Consider the following 21,122-nt stretch of genomic DNA (forward strand, 5'->3'; position numbering starts at 1 on the left):
ATCATGGATAACTTGCCCATCGGCCCGATGCTTGGTGTTGTCGCGCTGCTGATCCTCTGGTCGGCCTTGTTCACGGCCGTCGAAGCCGCGCACCACCGCGTCAAGGCCCTGCGAATCGGTAGTCGCCCAACCGACCCGGTCAAGCCACGACTGGAATTCCAGCTCGGCAGCCTGATCCTGACCAATACCCTCGTCAAAACCCTGATCGTGGTGATCGCCACGCTGCTGTCGATGCGCTACTGGCTGAATAACGGGCCGACGATTGCATGGCTTGTTACTACCGGCCTGATCCTGGTGTTTGCCGAATACGCCCCGCGTCGCCTGGCTGTGCGGCATCCGCTGGCCATCATCCAGCTGGCCAACGGCATGCTGAGCATCCCGATGAAAATCATGTGGCCGCTGGCCTGGCTATTGAGCACCCTCGCCACTGCGCTCGTGCTGCCTTTCAGCGCCCGCAACAAGCCTGCCCGCCGGCGTGAAGACGATCAGGATTCCTTGTCCGACCCAAATCAGGAAGGCGTTCACGAGCATGAACCTGGCGGTTCGCCGGTACTGTCCGGGATTCACGCGCTGGACAGCATCACCGTCAACGACATTCTGGTACCGCGCAGCGATGTCGACGGGGTCAATCTGGACGACTCCATTGAACACATCATCGAGCGCCTGATTATTTCCCGGCATACCCGCCTGCCGGTGTATCACAACGATATCAATCAGGTGCAGGGCGTCCTCAACACACGCCAGATCAGCCATCTGTTGCCCAAGGCCGAGCTGACCAAGGAGCAATTGCTGGAGGCTTGTTATGAGCCGTACTTCGTGCCGGAAAGCACGCCACTGCAGCTGCAATTGCTGAACTTTCACAAGCAGCAGCGGCGCCTGGGCGTGGTGGTCGATGAATACGGCGAAGTGCTGGGCATCGTCAGCCTGGAAGATATTCTCGAAGAAATCGTCGGCGAATTCGAAAACGAACAGACCCTCGACAATCCACACATTCATCCTCAGGCAGATGGCCGTCTGGTGGTCGACGGCGCCGCGTCGATTCGCGATCTGAACAAGAGTCTGGGCTGGCATCTGCCGTCCGATGGCCCGAAAACCTTGAATGGCCTGGTGACCGAAGCGCTGGAAACCATCCCGGAAAGCTCGGTATGCCTGAAGATCGGGCCGTATCGCCTGGAAATCCTGCAAACCGAAGACAACCGCGTGACTCGCGTGCTGATGTGGCAGAACTCGGCAACCCGCGCCGTCAATTAAAGCGCAGGTGCGTGCAGAACCTCCTTGTTCTGCACGCAACGGCCTTTCTATAATCGAGCCGCTTACCCAGCCCCGCCGATCCGCGTGCTACCCGCACTCAGCCTGATCGGCCAGCCACTCAGCCTGAAATGTTTCGCGCACTTCCCTGGCATCCGCCCTACCCCTCGGCATTGCCACGCCTCTTGCCCACATCCGGGCTAACCTGATCAGCGCTGTACCCACAATAATTAATGTTTGCCGCCGTGCATCGCCCAGCCAAGGCGATCGTCGACAGGCAAGATGACCGTCAGGGATTCCCGCATGACCACAACTTCCGACTTGGGCGAAAATCTCGCAGCTCCGGCTCGTCCGGCCAACTCTGCAACACGGGTCGCCACGGCCAGCTTCATTGGTACGGCGATCGAGTTCTACGACTTTTATGTCTACGCAACCGCCGCCGCGCTGGTGATCGGGCCGGTGTTCTTTCCGCAGACTTCCGGCACCGCACAGATGCTGTCGGCATTTCTGACCTTCGGTATCGCCTTTCTCGCACGTCCATTAGGTTCAGCGCTGTTCGGCCACTTCGGTGACCGCATCGGCCGCAAGTCGACGCTGGTCGCTTCGTTATTGTTGATGGGCGTCTGCACCACGCTGATCGGCGTGTTGCCCGGTTACGCGACCATCGGGGCCTGGGCGCCAATCCTGCTGTGTGTCCTGCGTTTCGGACAAGGCCTGGGCCTGGGCGGCGAATGGGGTGGCGCGGCGCTGCTGGCCACTGAAAACGCCCCGCCGGGCAAGCGCGCCTGGTTCGGCATGTTCCCGCAGTTGGGTCCTTCGATTGGTTTCCTCGCCGCCAATGGGCTGTTTCTGACCCTGGCGATGACCCTGGACGACGAACAATTCCGCTCCTGGGGTTGGAGGATTCCATTCCTGCTCAGCGCACTCCTGGTGATGGTCGGCCTGTACGTGCGATTGAAGCTGGAAGAAACGCCGATCTTCGCTAACGCCATTGCTCGCCACGAGCGGGTCAAAATGCCCATCGTCGAGCTGTTCAGCCAATACTGGGCGCCGATGCTATTGGGTGCTGCGTCCATGGTGGTCTGCTACGCGCTGTTTTACATCTCCACCGTGTTTTCGCTGAGCTACGGGGTGTCGACCCTCGGCTACAGTCGCGAGACATTCCTCGGCTTGCTGTGCTTCGCCGTGCTGTTCATGGCTGCGGCCACGCCACTTGCCGCCTGGGCGAGCGACCGCTTCGGTCGGCGTCCGGTGCTGATCATTGGCGGGGTACTGGCGATTCTGTCCGGCTTCACCATGGAGCCGCTGCTGACCCACGGCACGACCTGGGCAGTGGCATTGTTCCTGTGCATCGAACTGTTCCTGATGGGCATCACCTTCGCCCCGATGGGCGCCATGCTGCCGGAACTGTTTCCCACACGCGTGCGTTACACCGGCGCTTCTGCGGCCTACAACCTGGGAGGAATCGTCGGTGCATCGGTGGCGCCCTTCTTCGCCCAGAAACTGGTGGCGATGGGTGGCTTGAGCTGGGTTGGCGGGTATGTATCAGCAGCGGCATTGATCAGCCTGATCGCCGTGCTGTGCCTGAAGGAAACGCGTCACGCTGACCTGGACAAGATTACCTGACGCCAGCCCCTGGAAGTCGACAAATGATTGGCAGCCAGCCCTGCCGGTCATTTGTCGGCTACCCCCTGAAAACCCTGTATTCATTGGCTATTGCCCACGGACAAAGTTATTTCGACAGCTATTCTCAAGGCTTCGGGAAACCGTTCTGAAGACGCCAGAAATGAACAACACGCTCGCCATCATGCAGCCTTATTTCTTCCCCTATCTGGGGTACTTCCAACTCATCGCGGCGGTAGAGCGCGGCGTGATATTCGACACCGCGCAGTACTGTCGCAAGACCTGGATGAATCGCAACCGGATTCTGGATGCCAAAGGGGGCTGGCAATACATCAACGTGCCGGTAAGTACCACCTTGGGCACGTCGATCCAGGCCACCACGGTGATTGATCACTCGGCCGCATTACAACGCATTCTCGGCCAGCTGGAGCACTATCGCGGCAAGGCGCCCTTCTATCAGAAAGTGCAGGATCTGGTGAGAAACACGTTTGCTTCGGTTAAAGGCAATGGCATCGGTGAACTGAATACCCAGTCCCTCAAAACCACCTGCGATTACCTCGACCTGCCTTTCAGCTGGAAGCCGCATTCCGCCATGGATCTGCAACTGCCGCCCATTCAGCATCCAGGCCAATGGGCGCTGGAAATCAGCGGAAAACTGGGTGCAGGCAGTTACGTCAATGCGCCGGGAGGAAGGGCGATATTCGTTGCCAGCGAATGGCAGCAACGTGGCATAGAGTTGCGTTTTCTGGATCTGTCGACATTCGTCTACGACACCGCGCCGTACGAATTCATCGGCAATCTATCGATCCTCGATGTCCTGATGTGGAACCCGCCGGGGGACGTCGCGGCTTACATTCGCGAAAACACGCGAGTAACCGGTTAAGCCATCCGGGCGGCCACTGCTTGATACACGCACGCCACAGTTGCCATGAGGGAACTGTGGCGGCGCATGCTGGCGATGTTACAACCGAACGTTACAACTGAACCTTCACCGCCCACGAAGCCCGCGTCGCCTTGGCGCGTGCTGCTTCGATGGATTCGTCCCGAGCCAGAGCCACGCCCATGCGGCGCTGACCATCAACTTCCGGCTTGCCGAACAAACGCAGCGCGGTGTCAGGTTCGCTCAGGGCCTGACCCAGGTTGGCGAACGCAGTCTGAGTGGATTTGCCCTCAACCAGAATCACCGCTGAAGCCGATGGCCCGAACTGACGAATCAACGGGATCGGCAGGCCGAGAATCGCGCGAGCATGCAGCGCGAATTGCGACAGATCCTGGGAAATCAGGGTCACCAGGCCAGTGTCATGTGGACGCGGCGAGACTTCGCTGAACCAGACCTGATCGCCTTTGATGAACAGTTCGACGCCAAACAACCCGCGACCGCCCAAGGCTTCAGTCACCGCTTTGGCAACTCGCTCGGATTCGGCCAGCGCGACCGGGCTCATGGCTTGTGGCTGCCAGGATTCCTGATAATCGCCTTTCTCCTGACGATGGCCGACCGGCGCACAGAACGTCGTGCCGCCCACGTGACGCACGGTCAGCAGGGTGATTTCGTAATCGAAATCGATGAAGCCTTCGATGATCACCCGACCTTTGCCGGCGCGACCGCCCTCTTGGGCGTAATCCCAGGCTTTCTGCACGTCATCGGTGGTCTTGAGCAGGCTCTGCCCCTTGCCCGAAGAACTCATCACCGGTTTGACGACACAGGGGAAACCCAGGTCTTCCACGGCCTTGCGATAGTCTTCGAAGGTGTCGGCGAAGTGATACGGCGAAGTCGGCAGGTCCAGCTCTTCAGCGGCCAGACGACGAATGCCTTCGCGGTTCATGGTCAACTGTGCGGCCCGTGCGGTGGGAATCACGGTGAAGCCTTCGGACTCCAGCTCCACCAGCGTCGCGGTGGCGATGGCTTCGATTTCCGGCACGATGAAATGCGGTTTCTCGGCTTCGATCACTGCACGCAGGGCGGCGCCGTCGAGCATGTTGATTACATGGCTGCGATGGGCGACCTGCATGGCCGGCGCGTTGGCATAGCGATCAACCGCGATCACTTCGACGCCAAGGCGTTGCAATTCGATCACTACTTCCTTGCCCAGTTCGCCGCAACCGCAGAGCAAAACGCGGGTCGCGGTAGGCGACAGTGGAGTTCCGATTTGAGTCATCTCAGGTCCTCGTGGAGCAGATATCGAGGGCAGCCCGCCAAATGCGAGCGACCGCGGTGGAGAAAGGCGCGCAATTTACCACGAAGGCCCGTGAATTGGACCTCAGCCCGGATAAGCGTTCTTGCGCGCGCGCCAGACCATGATCAGCCAGACCACCGTGACACCGGCAAACTTGGAGGCCAGCGCAGTCACGATGACTGGCGTGGTCATGGCGTCGATCATGCCGAAGAAGATAAAAGTGTCCAGCGGGATGCTCAGCGCCGAGCTCAACCAGAGCCGGTCATGCAGCGGCCGCTTGGTGATACTGAAGACCAGCCAGTCGATGCATTCGGAGACCGCGAACGCCGTGGCGCTGGCCAGCGCAATCGTGGGGTCGGAGGTTACGTAGGACAGCACCAATGCCGCCAGCATAGCGAAGATCGCACCATGGCCGAAGCGGGTCTGCACCATGTCGCGCAACACGAACACCAACCCACCCCAGGCCGACCAGATAACGTCCAGATGCGGCGCGGTGGAGAACGCAAAATTGATCAGCACGACACTGCCGATGTAGGTGATCAGGAAGAGCATGGGCGAGGCTTATGTGGCGGGAAGACGAAGCTGATAGTACCAACTTGTTAGCGAGGCGTAATGTCGGACCGACCGCTTCGCGAGCAAGCTCGCTCCCACATAGATGTTGATTCTGTGGGAGCGAGCTTGCTCGCGAATGCGTTTCGCAGGTTTCAGGAAGGTGAAGGCACCGACCAAACCAACCCACTCGCCTCAGCGCGCTCATGACACAACACCAGTACCGCGCGGCGCTGGTCATTGTCCAGGGCGTGCCAGTCGGTGATTTCCTTGACGGTACGCTGGCAACCCATGCAGACATCATCGTTATCCAGTGCGCAGATGCTCACGCAAGGGGACGGCACGCGGCGTTCGGTTTGCATGATCAGTCTTCCTGCGGCTGCAGGTCCCGCGCGTAGCGCCGGGCGTTGTGGACGTAATGCGCAGCGCTGGCTTCGAGCATTTTTTTCTGGATATCGGTGAGCTCGCGCACCACCTTGCCGGGCGAGCCCATCACCAATGAACCATCGGGGATGACCTTGCCTTCGCCGATCAGGGAATTGGCGCCGATGATGCAGTATTTGCCGATTTTCGCGCCGTTGAGGATCACCGAGTTGATGCCAATCAGGCTGTAATCATCAACGCTGCACCCATGGAGCATGACGTTATGGCCAATGGTCACGCCTTTGCCGATTTCCAGCGGCGAACCCATGTCCGTGTGCATGACTGTTCCGTCCTGCACGTTGCTGTTCTCGCCGATGTGAATCAGCTCGTTATCGCCGCGCAGCACGGCGCTGAACCAGACACTGGCGCCCGCCTCCAGCTTGACCTTGCCGATCAGCACGGCGTTGGGTGCAACCCAGCTGTCAGGATCGGTTTCGACGCGGGAGTCGCCCAGGCGGTATTTCATGCATCGTTCCTCAAGGCTCTGCGCCAATGGGTCAAGCTCGGGTCACGGAATGTTCGGGTGGCTGATGCAGACTGATCTTGCTGTCATACAAAACATTGATCAGCTCGACGATCATGATCGCCGTCAGGCCCCAGATTTTGTACTCGCCGTAACGATAGCTCGGTACGTACCAGCTGCGCCCCTGGTAATCGATGCGATGCGTATGTTCCCGGGTGTCCTGGCGAAAAAACTCCAGCGGCACGCTGAACACGGCGGCAATTTCTGCATCATTGGGGCGGTATTCAACAAAATCGGGGATCAGTCCTACATAAGGGGTGACCTTGATGCCGTGCTTGGAGATCAACGGGCTGAGCGGGCCGATAACTTCCACCAGCCCCGGCGGCAGGCCTATTTCCTCCTCGGCTTCGCGCAAGGCGGTGAACACTAGATCCACGTCATCAGGATCCCGCCGCCCGCCGGGGAAGGCCACTTCGCCACCATGGGTCGAAAGACCGCTGGCACGCAGGGTCAGGATCAATTCGGGTTCGTCACTGCGAGTAATGGGCAATAACACCGCAGCCTCGGGGAAACGTCGATCCGTCTCAAGAGTGCTCGGCGTATGACTGCTTACACGGCGAAGTAGCTCGTCCAGCATGGGAAATCTCGATCTGTTGCCTACCCCGCATCATGCACCAAAGCGGCGAACTGCCCAAGCCCTTGCAGGACAACTCTGGCTAATACAAAGCGCTTCTTGCCGAGCAGGCGCGTCGCACGCCAAGATAGCGGCTGAATTCAGCAATCGAATGACTCCATGAAATTCTGCAGCCAGTGCGGTAACCCGGTCATACAACGTATTCCCGAAGGCGATAGCCGCCCGCGCTACGTTTGTGAACACTGCCACACCATTCATTACCAGAACCCGAACATCGTGGCGGGTTGCCTGCCCCTGTGGGACGACAAAGTCTTGCTGTGTCGGCGTGCCATCGAACCGCGCCTGGGCTTCTGGACCCTGCCCGCCGGGTTTATGGAGAACGGCGAGACCATCGAGCAAGCCGCGCGCCGCGAGACGGATGAAGAAGCCTGTGCGACTCTGGGCGATCTGCAGCTGTACATGTTGGTCGATGTGCCGCATATCAATCAGGTCCACGTGTTCTATCGTGCGCAGATGGCGTCCCCGACATTCGCTGCTGGCATCGAGAGCCTGGAAGTGGCCTTGTTCGACGAAGCCGACATTCCATGGTCCGAGCTGGCTTTCATGACGGTCAGACGTACTCTAGAATGCTTCTTCGCCGACCGGCGCCACCAGATTTACCCTGTGCGAACCGACGCGTTGCCGCCGTCGCGGCCTCTACAGGACACTTAACATCATCGGCGCAGCCTGGCGCCGCTTCAGGGAAATCGTTTCGATGCGTTGGTTGCTTGCTGTCTTGTGCTTGTCATTCGTTCCGCTGTCCCAGGCTGCGTTCACGCAAACCATCGTGCCCAAGGGCAGCGAGCAGAAAATCGTCGGCAACAAAGTGATCAACACCGAGAACATTGCCGATCGCAAGATCGAAAAGGTTCTGGTGCTCAAAGCGGCGCGTCAGTTGCAGTTGATCAGCGACGGCGAAGCGCTCAAGACTTATCGCATTTCCCTGGGCAAGCAACCCAAGGGCACCAAGTTGCAGGAAGGCGATCAACGCACGCCAGAAGGCTTCTATTGGCTGGACTGGCGCAAAAACAGCACCAACTACAACCTGTCGATGCACATTTCCTACCCGAACATCACCGACTCGGCTCGCTCGCGTCGCGAAGGGGTCAACCCCGGCAGCATGATCATGATCCACGGCACGCCGGTGGATGAGGAGTATCCAGAATGGTATTTCCATACCCTGGACTGGACCAACGGCTGCATCGCCATGAAGAACAATGACATGCGCGAGGTGTGGGATCTGGTGAAGGACGGCACGATGATCGAGATCAGGCCGTAAACTACATGTTTAAAACTTGTGGGAGCAAGCTTGCTTGCGAAGGCGCTACCTCTGACCTGTAGCTGTGTCGGATGTACCTGCCTCTTCGCGAGCAAGCTCGCTCCCACAGCGTTTAGAAATCTTCCAGCCGCCAAACCTCATAGGCAGGCGTTTCGTAGGGATGGCTCTGCTTCAGAGCCACCACCACCTGCTGAATCAACTCGTCTGCCACGACCAGCTCGACCTTCCATTCCTCAACGCTTTCGACCACGCCACTCTGCCCGATAAATGGCTTGCTGCCATCCAAAGGGCGGAACTGACCCTGGCCCAGCGTTTGCCATGCGCAGCTGTCGTACGCCCCGATTCGCCCTCCTCCAGCGGCGAATACGGCTTGCTTGACAGCCTCGACATGGCTCGGCGGAACAAAAAAGGCGAGCTTATACACAGCCTTAGTTCACCCAGACCCGCGCGTTGCGGAACATGCGCATCCACGCACCGTCTTCGTCCCAGTCTTCCGGACGCCACGAGTTCTGCGCGGCACGGAATACCCGCTCAGGGTGCGGCATCATGATGGTGACGCGACCGTCGCGACTGGTGAGACCACCGATCCCGCGCGGCGAGCCGTTCGGGTTGGCTGGGTAGGCTTCGGTAACCTTGCCGTGGTTGTCGACGAAACGCAGGGCCACGGTGCCGGATACATCGGCGGCGATCAGCGCTTCGTCATTGGCGAACTCTGCGTGACCTTCACCGTGGGCGATGGCGATTGGCATGCGCGAACCAGCCATGCCTTGCAGGAAGATCGACGCCGACTCCTGAACCTGCACCATCGCCACCCGCGCTTCGAACTGCTCGGAGCGGTTGCGCACGAAATGCGGCCAGAACTCGGTGCCGGGAATCAGCTCGTGAAGGTTGGACAACATCTGGCAACCGTTGCACACGCCCAGGGTGAAGCTGTCCTGGCGCTCGAAGAAGCTTTGGAAAGCATCACGGGCACGGGCGTTGAACAGCGCCGACTTGGCCCAGCCTTCGCCGGCACCCAGCACGTCTCCGTACGAGAAGCCGCCGCAGGCAACCATGCCCTTGAAGTCATTGAGATCGACGCGACCGGCGAGAATATCGCTCATGTGTACGTCAATGGCGTTGAAACCGGCGCGGTCAAACGCTGCCGCCATTTCCACCTGACCGTTGACGCCCTGCTCACGCAGCACCGCCACTTGCGGGCGAACACCCGTCTTGATGTACGGCGCGGCGATATCATCGTTGACGTCGAAGCCCAGCTTGACGCTCAGGCCCGGATTATCTTCTTCCAGCAGTGCGTCGAACTCTTGATCAGCGCATTCGGCGTTGTCACGCAGACGCTGGATCTGATAGCTGGTTTCAGCCCATTGGCGTTGCAGCAAGCGACGTTGGCCGCCGAACACCGGCTCGCCATTGAAGCTGATTGCGACTTCGTCGTTGTTGACCGGCTGACCGATCACCGCAACGCAATCTTCAAGACCTGCGGCGCTGAACTGGGCAAGCACGTCCGGCGTGGCGTCCTGGCGAACCTGGATAACTGCGCCCAGCTCTTCGTTGAACAGGATCGCTGCCAGCTCACTGGCGGATTCAGCCAGGCCGTCCAGATACAGGTTCAGGCCGCAATGACCGGCGAAGGCCATTTCCAGGGTGGTAACCAGCAAACCACCATCGGAGCGGTCGTGGTAGGCCAGCAAGTGCCCGTCGGCATTCAGACCCTGGATGACCGCGAAGAACGCCTTGAGGTCTTCGGAGTCATCAACGTCCGGTGCGATACGGCCGAGTTTGCCGTGGGTCTGGGCCAGGATCGAAGCGCCCATGCGGTTCTGACCACGGCCCAGATCGATCAGGATCAGGTCGGTGATGCCCTTGTCCATGCGCAGCTCTGGCGTCAGGGTCTGGCGGATATCCAGCACCGGCGCGAAACCGGTGACGATCAACGACATTGGCGAAGTAACGGTCTTCTCGGCGCCTTCATCGCTCCAGCGGGTCTTCATGGACATCGAGTCCTTGCCCACTGGAATGGTGATGCCCAGCGCCGGGCACAACTCCATGCCGACAGCCTTGACGGTGTCGTACAAGCGCGCGTCTTCACCTGGGTGACCGGCAGCGGACATCCAGTTGGCGGACAGTTTGATGTCGGAGATTTTGCCGATACGCGAGGCCGCGATGTTGGTCAGCGTCTCGCCGATGGCCATACGACCTGACGCCGGAGCGTCGAGCAGTGCCAGCGGAGTACGCTCGCCCATCGCCATGGCTTCGCCGGTATTGACGTCGAAGCTGGTAGCGGTCACGGCGCAGTCGGCAACCGGAACCTGCCACGGACCGACCATCTGATCGCGGGCGACCAGACCGGTGATGCTGCGGTCGCCGATGGTGATCAGGAAGCTTTTGCTGGCAACGGCCGGGTGATGCAGAACGCGCTGCACGCTTTCTTCGATATCGAGGGTGCTCGGATCGAAATCATCGCCCAGCTCCGCTTCGCGATCAGCCGAACGGTGCATGCGTGGTGCCTTGCCCAGCAGCACTTCCAGCGGCATGTCCACCGGGTTGTTGCCGAAATGGCTGTCGGTCACGGTAAGTTGCGGTTCGGCGGTGGCTTCACCGACGACTGCGAACGGGCAGCGTTCACGCTCGCAAATGGCCTTGAAGCGCTCAAAGTCTTCCGCGCCCACCGCCATCACGTAGCGTTCCTGGGATTCGTTGCTCCAGATTTCCAGCGGGGCCATGCCCGGCTCGTCATTAGGCACATTGCGCAGTTCGAAACGACCGCCACGACCGCCATCATTCACCAGTTCAGGGAAGGCGTTGGACAAACCACCGGCACCGACGTCGTGAATGAAGCTGATCGGGTTCTTGTCGCCCAGCTGCCAGCAACGGTCGATGACTTCCTGGCAACGACGCTCCATTTCAGGGTTTTCACGCTGCACCGAAGCGAAATCCAGATCCGCAGAGCTGGTGCCGGTGGCCATCGATGACGCTGCACCACCGCCCAGGCCGATCAACATTGCCGGGCCGCCGAGCACGATCAGCTTGGAGCCGACGGTGATTTCGGCTTTCTGCACGTGTTCGGCACGGATGTTACCCATGCCGCCAGCCAGCATGATCGGCTTGTGGTAACCGCGAACTTCATCGCCGTGCGGCGTGGTGATGGATTGTTCGAAGGTACGGAAATAACCGGTCAGCGCCGGACGACCGAATTCATTGTTGAACGCCGCGCCACCCAGCGGGCCTTCGAGCATGATGTCCAGCGCAGTCACGATGCGCTCTGGCTTGCCGTACGGCACTTCCCAAGGTTGCTCGAAACCGGGGATCTGCAGGTTGGAAACGGTGAAACCGGTCAGGCCAGCCTTGGGCTTGGCACCGCGCCCGGTTGCGCCTTCGTCGCGAATCTCGCCACCGGAACCGGTAGCTGCGCCGGGGAACGGGGCAATCGCAGTCGGGTGGTTGTGGGTCTCGACCTTCATCAGAATGTGCACCGGCTCCTGCACCGCGCCGTACTGGCGGGTTTCCGGATCCGGGAAGAAACGGCCGGCAACACTGCCGACGATGACCGAAGCGTTGTCTTTATAAGCCGAAAGTACGCCTTCGCTGTGCATGACGTAGGTGTTCTTGATCATGCCGAACAGGCTTTTTTCCTGACTCTCGCCGTCAATGTCCCAGCTGGCATTGAAGATCTTGTGGCGGCAGTGCTCGGAGTTCGCCTGAGCGAACATCATCAGCTCGATGTCGTGAGGGTTGCGCCCCAGACCGGCGAAGCTGGTGACCAGATAATCGATTTCGTCTTCCGCCAGCGCCAGGCCCAACTCGACGTTGGCCTTCTCCAGCGCAGTACGTCCACCGCCCAGTACATCAATGGCGATCAATGGCTTGGGCTGGGCGTGGGTGAACAAGCCTTCGGCTTCCTGCACCGAGCCCAGCACCATTTGCGTCATGCGATCGTGCAGGCAGCCGGCGATGACTTGCGCCTCGGCTTCACTGAACTGGCCTTCTACATAGAAGGTGATACCGCGTTCCAGGCGCTGGATTTTTGCCAGGCCGCAGTTACGGGCAATATCGCTGGCCTTGCTCGACCAGGGCGAAATAGTGCCAAACCGAGGCAAAACCAGGAACAACCGGCCGCTTGGCTCTTGAACCGGCACGCTTGGGCCGTATTTCAAGATGCGAACGAGAACTTCCTGTTCCTCGCCAGTCAGATCGCCAGCTATCTCAGCGAAGTGGGCAAATTCAGCATACAAGCCACTGACAGTTGAAACTTTTTGTTTCAGCTGCTCAAGTAATTTGCTGTGGCGAAAGGCAGAAAGGGCAGGAGCACCGCGCAGGGTCAACATCTTCGGGACAGCCTCGGGAAGGGGTGTGCTTTGAGGCCGTGCATTCTAGCCTAAACCGGCCCTTTCGGCACCCGAAACGGCCAACTTGCAGCTGTCCGGACGTCGGCACGCTTGCCGAGTGCAAGAAAACGCCAGCTCTATCAGACGCCGCCTTCGCTGTCGAGATATGGCGACAGGTGTCCTTTGCGTATACTGCACCGATGTTTCCCCAATCAGATTTCCGCCCTCGTTGTGCCAAATGGCTCATCGCAACCGGACTCTTCCTGATGCTCAGCGCCTGTGTGGATAAACCCACCACATTGGAGCGAGTAAAGGAGGATGGCGTTCTGCGCGTGATCACCCGCAACAGTCCGGCGACCTATTTTCAGGATCGCAACGGTGAAACCGGTTTCGAGTACGAATTAGTCAAGCGTTTCGCCGAAGATCTGGGGGTCGAGCTCAAAATCGAGACCTCGGACAACCTCGACGAATTGTTTGACGAGATGCAGAAACCGGGCGGCCCGGTGCTCGCCGCCGCCGGTTTGATCGACACCGAACAACGTAAAAAGCAGGTGCGTTTTTCCCATCCGTATCTGGATGTCACCCCACAAGTCATCTACCGCAACGGCCAGTCGCGCCCCACTGATGCTGGCGATCTGGTGGGCAAACGCATCACCGTGCTCAAAGGCAGCAGCCACGCCGAGCAACTTGCTGCACTGAAACTGAAAAATCCCGCTATCGAATACGAAGAATCCGACGCGGTCGAAGTCGTCGATCTGTTGCGCATGGTCGATGAAGGACAGATTGACCTGACGCTGGTGGATTCCAACGAACTGGCGATGAATCAGGTGTATTTCCCCAATGTGCGGGTCGCTTTCGATCTGGGCGAGGGCCGGCAACAACGCTGGGCCGTGGCGCTCGGCGAAGACAATAGCCTGATCAACGAGATCAATTCATTCCTCGATAAAGTGCAGAAGAACGGCACGCTGCAACGCCTCAAGGACCGCTATTACGGGCATGTGGACGTCCTCGGTTACGTCGGCGCCTATACGTTCGCTCAGCATCTGCAAGAACGCCTGCCCAAGTACGAGAAGCATTTCCAGACCTTCGCTAAGAAAGAGCAGGTGGACTGGCGACTGCTGGCTGCGATTGGCTATCAGGAATCCATGTGGCAGCCCAGCGTCACCTCCAAGACCGGCGTGCGCGGGTTGATGATGCTCACGCAAAACACCGCGCAAGCGATGGGCGTATCCAACCGGCTGGACGCCAAACAAAGTATTCAAGGCGGGGCGAAGTACTTTGCCTACGTGAAAGATCAGCTGGATGACAAGATAAAAGAGCCCGATCGCACATGGTTTGCTCTCGCTTCCTACAACATTGGTAGCGGCCACCTGGACGATGCGCGCAAATTGGCAGAAAACGAGGGCCTGAACCCCAATAAATGGCTCGACGTTAAAAAAATGTTGCCCCGCCTGTCACAAAAGAAGTGGTACAGCAAAACCCGTTACGGCTACGCTCGAGGCGGCGAACCGGTCAGCTTTGTCGCCAACATTCGCCGCTATTACGACATCCTGACCTGGGTAACCCAGCCGCAACTGGAGGGCAGCCAGGTCGCCGAGAGCAATCTGCATGTGCCGGGCGTGAACAAGGTCAAGCCGCCGGAAGATAACCCGCCGCTTTGACGAGACTTGGTGGGAGCGAGCTTGCTCGCGAAGGGGTCAGTAAATCCGGCAGAAATTCAGCGCCTGCAACAGAGCTTCGCGAGCAAGCTCGCTCCCACAGCACTGTGATCAGCCCTTCGCTCGCCGCATCCTGAAAAAATCGCTCAGCATCGCTCCGCACTCCTCGCCCAGCACGCCGCCTTCGAACAACACACGATGGTTGAGAAAGCCCTGACTGAAAAACTGCCCCTGGCTCTGCACAATCCCGGCCTTGGGTTCGAGCGCTCCATACACCACCCGCGCGACACGCGAATGGACGATGAGCCCGGCGCACATGCTGCACGGTTCAAGGGTTACGTACAGCGTGCTGCCGGGTAAACGGTAATTGCTGAGCGCCTGGGCGGCGGCGCGAATCGCGACCATTTCGGCGTGAGCACTTGGATCGCTGCCGCTGATTGGGCAGTTGAAGCCGCGCCCGATGATCACCCCATCCTGGACCAGCACTGCACCAACCGGCACCTCGCCGAGCAAAGCGCCTTCGGCCGCCAATGCCAGCGCTTCGCGCATGAAATCCTGATCGCGGCTGCGATCAATGATGAGCGGTTGCCTCATTACGAAACCTCGATTGCTGCCATCAGCCCGGTTTCCATGTGATCGATCACATGGCAGTGGAACATCCAGACGCCGGGATTATCCGCCACCAACGCCACTCGCGCGCGCTCGTTTTTGCCCAATAGAAAGGTGTCGGTGAAATACGGGATGATTTCTCGTCGATTGGAGCCGATCACCTTGAAGCTCATGCCATGCAAATGGATGGGGTGCTGATACTGAGTCATGTTTTTGAGTTCGAAGATGTAACTCTTGCCCAGCACCAGTTTCGCAATCGGCCGATCAGCGCAGGTCTTGTCGGTGATGTCCCAGGCCTGGCCGTTGATCTGCCAGAGACTGGGCGGTTTGCCGTTGTCGACATTGACCGACACCGAGCCGACCCATTCAAAATTGAAATTGAGCTTTTCGGCGTTTTCCAGATCCGGCTCAGCGACCGGGTTGGCGGGCAGTTCAGGCGGCCATTGCGTTGGCGCATCGTTATTGGCGACCGACCGGAACGTCCCCAGCCGCACCGGGCCATTACGCAACGAAAGCTCTTCGCCAGCGGGCGGTGCCTTGATGGCCAGGCAAATGCGCATGCCCGGCCCCAGCCAGTAATCCTTGCCTAGCGGCCGCGGCTTGACCGGATTGCCGTCCAGCGCATAGATCAGCGCTTCGACGCCTGGAATATTCAGGCGATAGGTCACGGTATTGTCGAGATTGAGCAAACGCACACGGACAATTTGCCCGGCAGGCAGATCGATTACCGCCTGCGGTACGCCGTTGAGCGTCGAGAGCCGCCCTGCCGTGCCTTCGCGGGCGGCTTCGCGGGTGACGCTGAATTCGGTGAACGCACCGACTTCGTCCACATGCCAGCTTTTCAGACTGATCGTGCGCTCGTGCAGGAACCCGGTCGGTTCTCGCTCTTCGATAATCAATGGGCCTACTAACCCGCGCCCCAGCTCTTCACTGCTGCTGACGTGCGGGTGATACCAGTAACTGCCGGCATCAGGCACACGGAATTTGTAGTCGAAATACTCGCCCGGCTTCACCGGCAACTGTGAAACGAAGGGTACGCCGTCCATTTCCAGCGGCAGGCGAATGCCGTGCCAGTGAATGGTGGTCTCGACCGGCAACTGATTGATGAAGCGCAAACGTAGCCATTCGCCCTGCCGCACCCGCAGTTCGGTACCTGGTGCCGAGCCGCCGAACGCCCAGGCCGGGGTCTGATGCCCGGCGACCAGTTCCACATCCAGCGGCGCGGCAATCAATTCGAAATCATGCCCTTCGCCCGGCCCACGTCGACCCAGCCAATACCGCGACGCGCCACCTGCGCCCAAACCGACCACGGCAAGACCGGCCAGACCTCCGAGTATTTGTCGACGGGTGAAGGACATAGACACAGGAACCTCTAGAAAACACAGACGAGCGCACCTGAGAGTCGATGCGAGGGGCGAATACGATACACCTGCATTTGGCAAAAAATAAGCGCGTGAACGTCGCAGTAACTATTTAGTGCTATTCAACCGGCCACTCGCGACACGCTGGGGGAAACTCCACTTCAGAAGAAATCTACGATGCCTGCAATCAACCCCACACCCAACCTCGAAATCGACCAGCTGAAAACCCTGGGTATTGACCTCGTCGAGGCTTGCCCGGATATGCGGGAGATGGCACGCGATGTTGCCAAAACCGTCCTGAAAAACCGCACCGGAAGCGATATCGAGCCTGACACCGTCTATTGGCACCGCTTCGCCACGGCGATGAGCAGCCCGCTAACGTTCAATGGCTGGCAGCATCTCGACAAGCCGATTGAGTCCATGACCCTCCCCCAACTGGTCTTGCATCGATTCAATGCTCCCGATCAGGACAATGCCGACAACCTGCAAATGATGGGCGGTTTTTATACCGCAGGCCCTGAAGCCGGCGCTTACAACACCAGCAATGAAGTCAAAATGCTGCCCGTCGACGTCATGAATGATTTCTGGAACATCGACTTCTGCACCGCATACCGGGCACGACTCGATGCATTCTGGCAGAGCAGTGCCGATGAGTTCAGAACCCTCGCCAAAGCCAACTTTCTCGCCAAGGCGCTGGAGGAAAGGGAAAGCGAACACCTGGGCGTAACGGACTTGCAGACCCTCCTCAACGCGGTGGCCGCCAACGTTCACGCGCCTTTCCAACTGTCGATGTTGACTGACGTGGCGAGTGTGCCAACCGGATTGCGCGTCACAGCTTTTGACATCGGCGGGCATCAAGCCAGCGACATCCTGCGCGTGGTGACCTCTACCGGCAGGCAAATCATTTATATCCCCGGAGAAACCTTTGCTTTTCAGGCCTTCGATACGCCGGAACACCTGCGCCAATGGCTGGTCGACACCACCGAGAAGACTCCCGACAGAGCCCGATTCCTTGCACATTTCCCGTTGGCGGTGCGCCATGAGAACGATCCCGACGCAGGCCTTGATCATTTGATGGATCTGCTGCCCGCTCATGCCGATGTGTCAGCGGGCGACCTGCTCAACCAGCTTGATCAAGACCTCGGCGTTGATGCGTTTACCTGGTTGCGCGATGCCGCGCGTGATCGCATGAATGCCGATGCGGACTTTTCCCTGCGTTCCAACGGCGATCTGCGCAAGCAGATGTGGATTGGCTATCTTGATGCGTTTTCCCACGTATTGGGCCCGCTGGCCGCACTGGACTGGCCCATCGCCCTTGCGGTGGTCGGTGCTGGATTGGCGGACATGGGGTTGAACATCGATCAGGCGGTAAATGGCCACACCACGGCCGAGCGCAAGGCGGGCGTCATCGGTGCAATCCTCAGCGCCATGGACACGCTGCTCAATTGCCTGTTTCTGCTGGATGCCGGCATTTCGCCCATGAACCAAGGAGAAACCGAGTACCTGGCCACCTTCAGCGAAGACAGCCATTTGCAGCAGAACCCAGGCGGTACGGAAAACTCAGTGGAAGCACCCACTGCCGTCGCCCTGCCTGATACAGCGTCCGAAAACGCAGAGCTGATCAGCAGATTCAGGAGCAATCATCTGCTTGCAGGCTTCACACCGTCGACGCAAACCGGGCGCATGCATGGCATTTATCAACTGGCCAACGGCGAGGCTTACATCGCAATCGAGCACGGTTTTTATCAGGTGCGCTACGTCAATGAAGTGAATAGCTGGGTGATTATCGACCCGCAAAACCCCTTCTCCTTCTATGACAACCTCCCGGTCCGGCTCAACGCGGAGGGTAACTGGGAAGTGATCAATCGCAGCGGACTTCGCGGCGGCGGTCCTGCGGCGTCGCGGATACTGCGCACTCCCCGACCGTTACCACAAGCCTCGGTGATCAGCACTTACGAGGTTCCAGAGTCGATGAGGGCGGAGGTCATCAGAGGCGCCAACGGCAGCGATCGTGCGGTATTGCGCGGCGACATGATGCCCATGAGCAGTAACTGGCAAGATCCCTATGAGCAATTCCGAGCCATCAGGGAACGCTTGCGCACCGACGCCTGCGACTTTTATGCACACCTGGAATTACCAGGCAGGCCGCAAATGCCGGAGTTTGAAGCCCAGGCGTCCAGCAAATCCATCCTTCGCAGCTTTTTCCACAACAACGGCGGCCTGGTCATCGGCGAAAGTCATTCAGGAATCGGCAGCAAGCGCTTCCTGATCGAAAACATGAAGCTGCTGAAAAAACTCAAAGTGCGCACGTTGTACATCGAACATTTACTCACTGATTTTCATCAGGCCGATCTGGATGAGTTCGCGCGCTCAGGCCGCATGGGCCCGAAGCTTGAGCAATATCTAAAGAATATGGACCTGGGCCATAGTACCGATCCGTCGGGCCGATACTCGTTTCTGCAGGTGATCAAGGTAGCCAATGAAAACCGGATACGCGTCCAGGCGATTGACTGCATGGCCAGCTACCGCCTGGATGGCATGCAAGACCCGGATAATCTGGCACGACATAAAATGATGAATTTCATCGCGCGCTCGATCATTAGTGCGGACGCCGCACGTCTCGGCGCTAGCAACAAGTGGATCGCATTGGTGGGTAACTCCCACGCCAACACCTTCCAGGGGGTAACCGGGATCAGTGAGCTTGAAGGCGCCATTGGGTTGCGAATCGAGGACGTCGCGCCAGGTGATCCGGAGGGTCTTACGATTGACCCGGGACGGACCATGCCCGGTGACATAGGCGAGCCTGACAGCTTCGTGAAAAGCGATTTCAGGCTGCAAGTCGCCGTTTCCAGAACCTTTGGCAGGATGCCGAGTGACCGGCTCGTGGTCCAGCCCGGAATGTTCATCATTGACCAAAGCTCGGGCGAGCCGATGCTGGTGCATCGCAGCAAGAATAACTCTGTCGTGCGGACCCGCATCAAGAACCGCTTCGGCAAGGTGTTCATCGATCGCCCGCAGTGGCCTGCCATCAGCAAACGCGCCTTCAACAACATTGGTGATCTGATTGCGGCGCTTGAGTTGATAGGCATGAGAAACGTCAACTGACCGACGAACTTAGCTGTCTGGTTCTGAATAGGTTCACACCTATTTACGCGTTGCTTCGGTGGCAGAGGACTCGTCCTCTCTTATCAAACACGCACAACCGTTGAATTGAAATACTCGTTGGAGCGAGCGGGCGGCGTTCCGACTTGCCCGCGAATCAGACGCCTCGGTGACCCAGCGCTAGCGCGTGATCGTTCTTCGCGGGCAAGCCTCGCTCAAACGGGTGCCGGTGTTTGCTGCGCGACAATGCGGCGTCTGGACGACGGGAGTATCTCCCACAAAGGACGGAACAAGCTCAATAAAAAAGGCTGTCTCTCACCCTACGGCCTTATCGCCGCGCGGCGTGAAGAAAGCCAGCGCCGCCGCGACGATAAACAACGCGGGTACGTCGCCGAATAAATGGCCGAACTGGTGTTCCCCATCCATTCCGACGCCGAAGGACTGCACGGCCATGATCGCGCCATGTACGACGCTCGACCACACCGTGAACCAGATCAGGCTCAGATGTTTCAGCGGATCGCGGGACGCCCTTAGCAGGAAAACGCCAAGCGTCGCGTAGATGCCGACGATCATCAGCGGGTAATCAGAATGTCCGCTGTGCCACGTCCAGCCGGACGGCCACAGGATCATCAGCGGCCAGATCGCAAATACAGCGATCAGACCGACAGCAATCAAAACGATGCGCAAGGCGGCGAGTCGTTGAGTGTCGTCCATGGCAGGCTCCTTATCGCGGCGTGCATCGCCGTAACTGGACGCCAATGAGTATAGAACCCTGCGCGAACGTACATCCCGTGAACCGATACCGTCGGTCGTTCTGGCGGTATCGGAAGGCTGGCCGAGTCTGCGGTTACCCATGAACTCCCTGTGCGGTCAGTTTGCGGCGGTATCTTGTTTTCGAGCGCCAATGGTTTTGCGTTCACCGGTTGCGGAGACTTCGTACACGCTCATGACCCAAGTGTCGGCGATCACGGTTTCAACCAGGTAATTCTTCTTGGCTTGCGGTGTGAATTGCTGCGCAACAGGCTGCTCCTTGTCGAACGGCGTAGGCATGGGAATACCGTTAAAGGTGAACGGTTTGACCTTGACCACCCCTTGCACGTACAGCGTTTTGTCAGCCTCGACCAGCTTACTGATGCTGTCAGTACCACCGGCAATTTTCTTCAGATAAGCCGGTATGCGCTTGAAATAAGCAGAGTCATAAACCCGATCACCCGCGCTCTCAAATCCAGCATTGGCATACCAGTACGTGTAACTGACAGGATGATCTCCCTCGCCGCCTATGGTACGGAAAGTCACGCTGGCTTGATGGTCATTCATAGCCAGTGGAACTACCGGCTCTGAACTAAAATCACCTGCCTGACGGCTGCTGCAGCCGGTCATGACAAGAGCGAAAGTGATTGCTAATGGAAACGCCAAAGAAGTTTTCATTCGGTCCCTGAACAGCCTGAAAGAAGGCCTGTATAGAGCCATTTGCAGAGCGAAAGTTCCCTGTAGGCTGTCGGTGCTGCTGTGCAATTGACCTGTCTGCCGATGCCACACTGATCCAATAATATTTACTCAAGATCCAATGCTGGCAAGGGCTCGCAGACCAGGAGTCACGGTCATGGCGATGCACAGAGCTGCCAGAGTTTGCCA

18 protein-coding genes are annotated in these 21,122 nt (G+C 58.8%); 7 read left to right on the forward strand and 11 right to left on the reverse strand.

Annotated features, from left to right (window positions below; genetic code table 11):
- Positions 1–3: 3 nt before the first annotated feature.
- The 3 genes from ACP7E4_RS04835 to ACP7E4_RS04845 all read left to right on the forward strand — a co-directional run bounded on the left by ACP7E4_RS04835 (position 4) and on the right by ACP7E4_RS04845 (position 3,754).
- Positions 4–1,251 carry an HlyC/CorC family transporter gene (locus tag ACP7E4_RS04835; RefSeq protein ID WP_426112174.1) on the forward strand — a complete coding sequence of 416 codons (1,248 nt, stop codon included), beginning with the start codon at positions 4–6 and terminating at the stop codon, positions 1,249–1,251.
- A 300-nt stretch (positions 1,252–1,551) separates the two neighbouring features.
- Complete coding sequence (locus ACP7E4_RS04840) at positions 1,552–2,874, forward strand: MFS transporter (RefSeq protein ID WP_426112176.1); 1,323 nt, start codon at positions 1,552–1,554, stop codon at positions 2,872–2,874.
- 160 nt (positions 2,875–3,034) lie between these two features.
- Positions 3,035–3,754, forward strand: coding sequence for a WbqC family protein (locus tag ACP7E4_RS04845; protein ID WP_426112178.1), 720 nt, complete (start codon positions 3,035–3,037; stop codon positions 3,752–3,754).
- 91 nt (positions 3,755–3,845) lie between these two features.
- On the opposite strand, the gene purT is transcribed toward ACP7E4_RS04845, so the two are convergent.
- From purT to ACP7E4_RS04870, 5 genes are all read right to left on the reverse strand, one after another.
- Positions 3,846–5,027 carry a formate-dependent phosphoribosylglycinamide formyltransferase gene (gene purT / locus ACP7E4_RS04850; protein ID WP_426112180.1) on the reverse strand — a complete coding sequence of 394 codons (1,182 nt, stop codon included), beginning with the start codon at positions 5,025–5,027 and terminating at the stop codon, positions 3,846–3,848.
- A gap of 102 nt (positions 5,028–5,129) precedes the next feature.
- Positions 5,130–5,597 (reverse strand): preQ0 transporter, encoded by a 468-nt coding sequence (locus tag ACP7E4_RS04855; protein ID WP_426112182.1) that lies wholly within the window; start codon positions 5,595–5,597, stop codon positions 5,130–5,132.
- Positions 5,598–5,749: 152 nt separating this feature from the next.
- The gene (locus ACP7E4_RS04860) at positions 5,750–5,956 is read right to left on the reverse strand and encodes a DUF1289 domain-containing protein (RefSeq protein WP_426112184.1); all 207 of its coding nucleotides are present in this window, start codon (positions 5,954–5,956) and stop codon (positions 5,750–5,752) included.
- A 2-nt stretch (positions 5,957–5,958) separates the two neighbouring features.
- The gene (locus ACP7E4_RS04865) at positions 5,959–6,483 is read right to left on the reverse strand and encodes a gamma carbonic anhydrase family protein (RefSeq protein WP_426112186.1); all 525 of its coding nucleotides are present in this window, start codon (positions 6,481–6,483) and stop codon (positions 5,959–5,961) included.
- 31 nt (positions 6,484–6,514) lie between these two features.
- Complete coding sequence (locus ACP7E4_RS04870; protein ID WP_020289556.1) at positions 6,515–7,117, reverse strand: CoA pyrophosphatase; 603 nt, start codon at positions 7,115–7,117, stop codon at positions 6,515–6,517.
- A gap of 156 nt (positions 7,118–7,273) precedes the next feature.
- Here ACP7E4_RS04870 and ACP7E4_RS04875 point away from each other — a divergent pair, with 156 nt between their 5' ends.
- On the forward strand, positions 7,274–7,825 hold the full coding sequence (locus ACP7E4_RS04875; RefSeq protein ID WP_426112188.1) for an NUDIX hydrolase: 552 nt from the start codon (positions 7,274–7,276) through the stop codon (positions 7,823–7,825).
- A gap of 43 nt (positions 7,826–7,868) precedes the next feature.
- Complete coding sequence (locus ACP7E4_RS04880) at positions 7,869–8,432, forward strand: L,D-transpeptidase family protein (RefSeq protein WP_426112190.1); 564 nt, start codon at positions 7,869–7,871, stop codon at positions 8,430–8,432.
- 112 nt (positions 8,433–8,544) lie between these two features.
- On the opposite strand, the gene ACP7E4_RS04885 is transcribed toward ACP7E4_RS04880, so the two are convergent.
- Together ACP7E4_RS04885 and purL are read right to left on the reverse strand one after the other, a co-directional pair.
- The gene (locus ACP7E4_RS04885) at positions 8,545–8,856 is read right to left on the reverse strand and encodes an NGG1p interacting factor NIF3 (RefSeq protein ID WP_426112192.1); all 312 of its coding nucleotides are present in this window, start codon (positions 8,854–8,856) and stop codon (positions 8,545–8,547) included.
- Positions 8,857–8,860: 4 nt separating this feature from the next.
- Entirely contained in the window at positions 8,861–12,757 is a 3,897-nt protein-coding gene (purL, locus tag ACP7E4_RS04890) for a phosphoribosylformylglycinamidine synthase (protein ID WP_426112194.1), read from the reverse strand.
- A gap of 200 nt (positions 12,758–12,957) precedes the next feature.
- Here purL and mltF point away from each other — a divergent pair, with 200 nt between their 5' ends.
- A complete protein-coding gene (mltF, locus tag ACP7E4_RS04895) occupies positions 12,958–14,418 on the forward strand; it encodes a membrane-bound lytic murein transglycosylase MltF (RefSeq protein ID WP_426112196.1) in 1,461 nt (486 codons plus the stop codon).
- A gap of 108 nt (positions 14,419–14,526) precedes the next feature.
- On the opposite strand, the gene tadA is transcribed toward mltF, so the two are convergent.
- Together tadA and ACP7E4_RS04905 are read right to left on the reverse strand one after the other, a co-directional pair.
- Positions 14,527–15,009 (reverse strand): tRNA adenosine(34) deaminase TadA, encoded by a 483-nt coding sequence (tadA, locus tag ACP7E4_RS04900; RefSeq protein ID WP_426112198.1) that lies wholly within the window; start codon positions 15,007–15,009, stop codon positions 14,527–14,529.
- Positions 15,009–16,382, reverse strand: a complete 1,374-nt coding sequence (locus ACP7E4_RS04905) for a multicopper oxidase family protein (protein WP_426112200.1) — start codon at positions 16,380–16,382, stop codon at positions 15,009–15,011. Before ACP7E4_RS04905 ends, tadA begins: the two co-directional genes overlap by 1 nt.
- A 180-nt stretch (positions 16,383–16,562) precedes the next feature.
- On the opposite strand from ACP7E4_RS04905, the gene ACP7E4_RS04910 reads away from it, so the two are divergent.
- Positions 16,563–19,490 (forward strand): dermonecrotic toxin domain-containing protein, encoded by a 2,928-nt coding sequence (locus tag ACP7E4_RS04910; RefSeq protein WP_426112202.1) that lies wholly within the window; start codon positions 16,563–16,565, stop codon positions 19,488–19,490.
- Between the two features lie 312 nt (positions 19,491–19,802).
- Here the strand turns inward: ACP7E4_RS04910 and ACP7E4_RS04915 are convergent, their stop codons facing one another.
- Both ACP7E4_RS04915 and ACP7E4_RS04920 read right to left on the reverse strand, forming a co-directional pair.
- Positions 19,803–20,201 carry a DUF6632 domain-containing protein gene (locus ACP7E4_RS04915; RefSeq protein ID WP_426112204.1) on the reverse strand — a complete coding sequence of 133 codons (399 nt, stop codon included), beginning with the start codon at positions 20,199–20,201 and terminating at the stop codon, positions 19,803–19,805.
- A gap of 156 nt (positions 20,202–20,357) precedes the next feature.
- Positions 20,358–20,915, reverse strand: a complete 558-nt coding sequence (locus ACP7E4_RS04920; RefSeq protein WP_426112206.1) for a hypothetical protein — start codon at positions 20,913–20,915, stop codon at positions 20,358–20,360.
- Positions 20,916–21,122: the final 207 nt, after the last annotated feature.

The organism is Pseudomonas sp. DSP3-2-3, from assembly GCF_049898225.1.
In the GTDB taxonomy this organism is placed as follows: Bacteria; Pseudomonadota; Gammaproteobacteria; order Pseudomonadales; family Pseudomonadaceae; genus Aquipseudomonas.

Excerpts from the sequence above, each read along its gene's own strand:
- ACP7E4_RS04835 (WP_426112174.1), top strand. The coding sequence starts at position 4 with ATGGATAACTTGCCCATCGGCCCGATGCTTGGTGTTGTCGCGCTGCTG.
- ACP7E4_RS04840 (WP_426112176.1), top strand. The coding sequence starts at position 1,552 with ATGACCACAACTTCCGACTTGGGCGAAAATCTCGCAGCTCCGGCTCGT.
- ACP7E4_RS04845 (WP_426112178.1), top strand. The coding sequence starts at position 3,035 with ATGAACAACACGCTCGCCATCATGCAGCCTTATTTCTTCCCCTATCTG.
- purT (WP_426112180.1), bottom strand. The coding sequence starts at position 5,027 with ATGACTCAAATCGGAACTCCACTGTCGCCTACCGCGACCCGCGTTTTG.
- ACP7E4_RS04855 (WP_426112182.1), bottom strand. The coding sequence starts at position 5,597 with ATGCTCTTCCTGATCACCTACATCGGCAGTGTCGTGCTGATCAATTTT.
- ACP7E4_RS04860 (WP_426112184.1), bottom strand. The coding sequence starts at position 5,956 with ATGCAAACCGAACGCCGCGTGCCGTCCCCTTGCGTGAGCATCTGCGCA.
- ACP7E4_RS04865 (WP_426112186.1), bottom strand. The coding sequence starts at position 6,483 with ATGAAATACCGCCTGGGCGACTCCCGCGTCGAAACCGATCCTGACAGC.
- ACP7E4_RS04870 (WP_020289556.1), bottom strand. The coding sequence starts at position 7,117 with ATGCTGGACGAGCTACTTCGCCGTGTAAGCAGTCATACGCCGAGCACT.
- ACP7E4_RS04875 (WP_426112188.1), top strand. The coding sequence starts at position 7,274 with ATGAAATTCTGCAGCCAGTGCGGTAACCCGGTCATACAACGTATTCCC.
- ACP7E4_RS04880 (WP_426112190.1), top strand. The coding sequence starts at position 7,869 with ATGCGTTGGTTGCTTGCTGTCTTGTGCTTGTCATTCGTTCCGCTGTCC.
- purL (WP_426112194.1), bottom strand. The coding sequence starts at position 12,757 with ATGTTGACCCTGCGCGGTGCTCCTGCCCTTTCTGCCTTTCGCCACAGC.
- mltF (WP_426112196.1), top strand. The coding sequence starts at position 12,958 with ATGTTTCCCCAATCAGATTTCCGCCCTCGTTGTGCCAAATGGCTCATC.
- tadA (WP_426112198.1), bottom strand. The coding sequence starts at position 15,009 with ATGAGGCAACCGCTCATCATTGATCGCAGCCGCGATCAGGATTTCATG.
- ACP7E4_RS04905 (WP_426112200.1), bottom strand. The coding sequence starts at position 16,382 with ATGTCCTTCACCCGTCGACAAATACTCGGAGGTCTGGCCGGTCTTGCC.
- ACP7E4_RS04910 (WP_426112202.1), top strand. The coding sequence starts at position 16,563 with ATGCCTGCAATCAACCCCACACCCAACCTCGAAATCGACCAGCTGAAA.
- ACP7E4_RS04915 (WP_426112204.1), bottom strand. The coding sequence starts at position 20,201 with ATGGACGACACTCAACGACTCGCCGCCTTGCGCATCGTTTTGATTGCT.
- ACP7E4_RS04920 (WP_426112206.1), bottom strand. The coding sequence starts at position 20,915 with ATGAAAACTTCTTTGGCGTTTCCATTAGCAATCACTTTCGCTCTTGTC.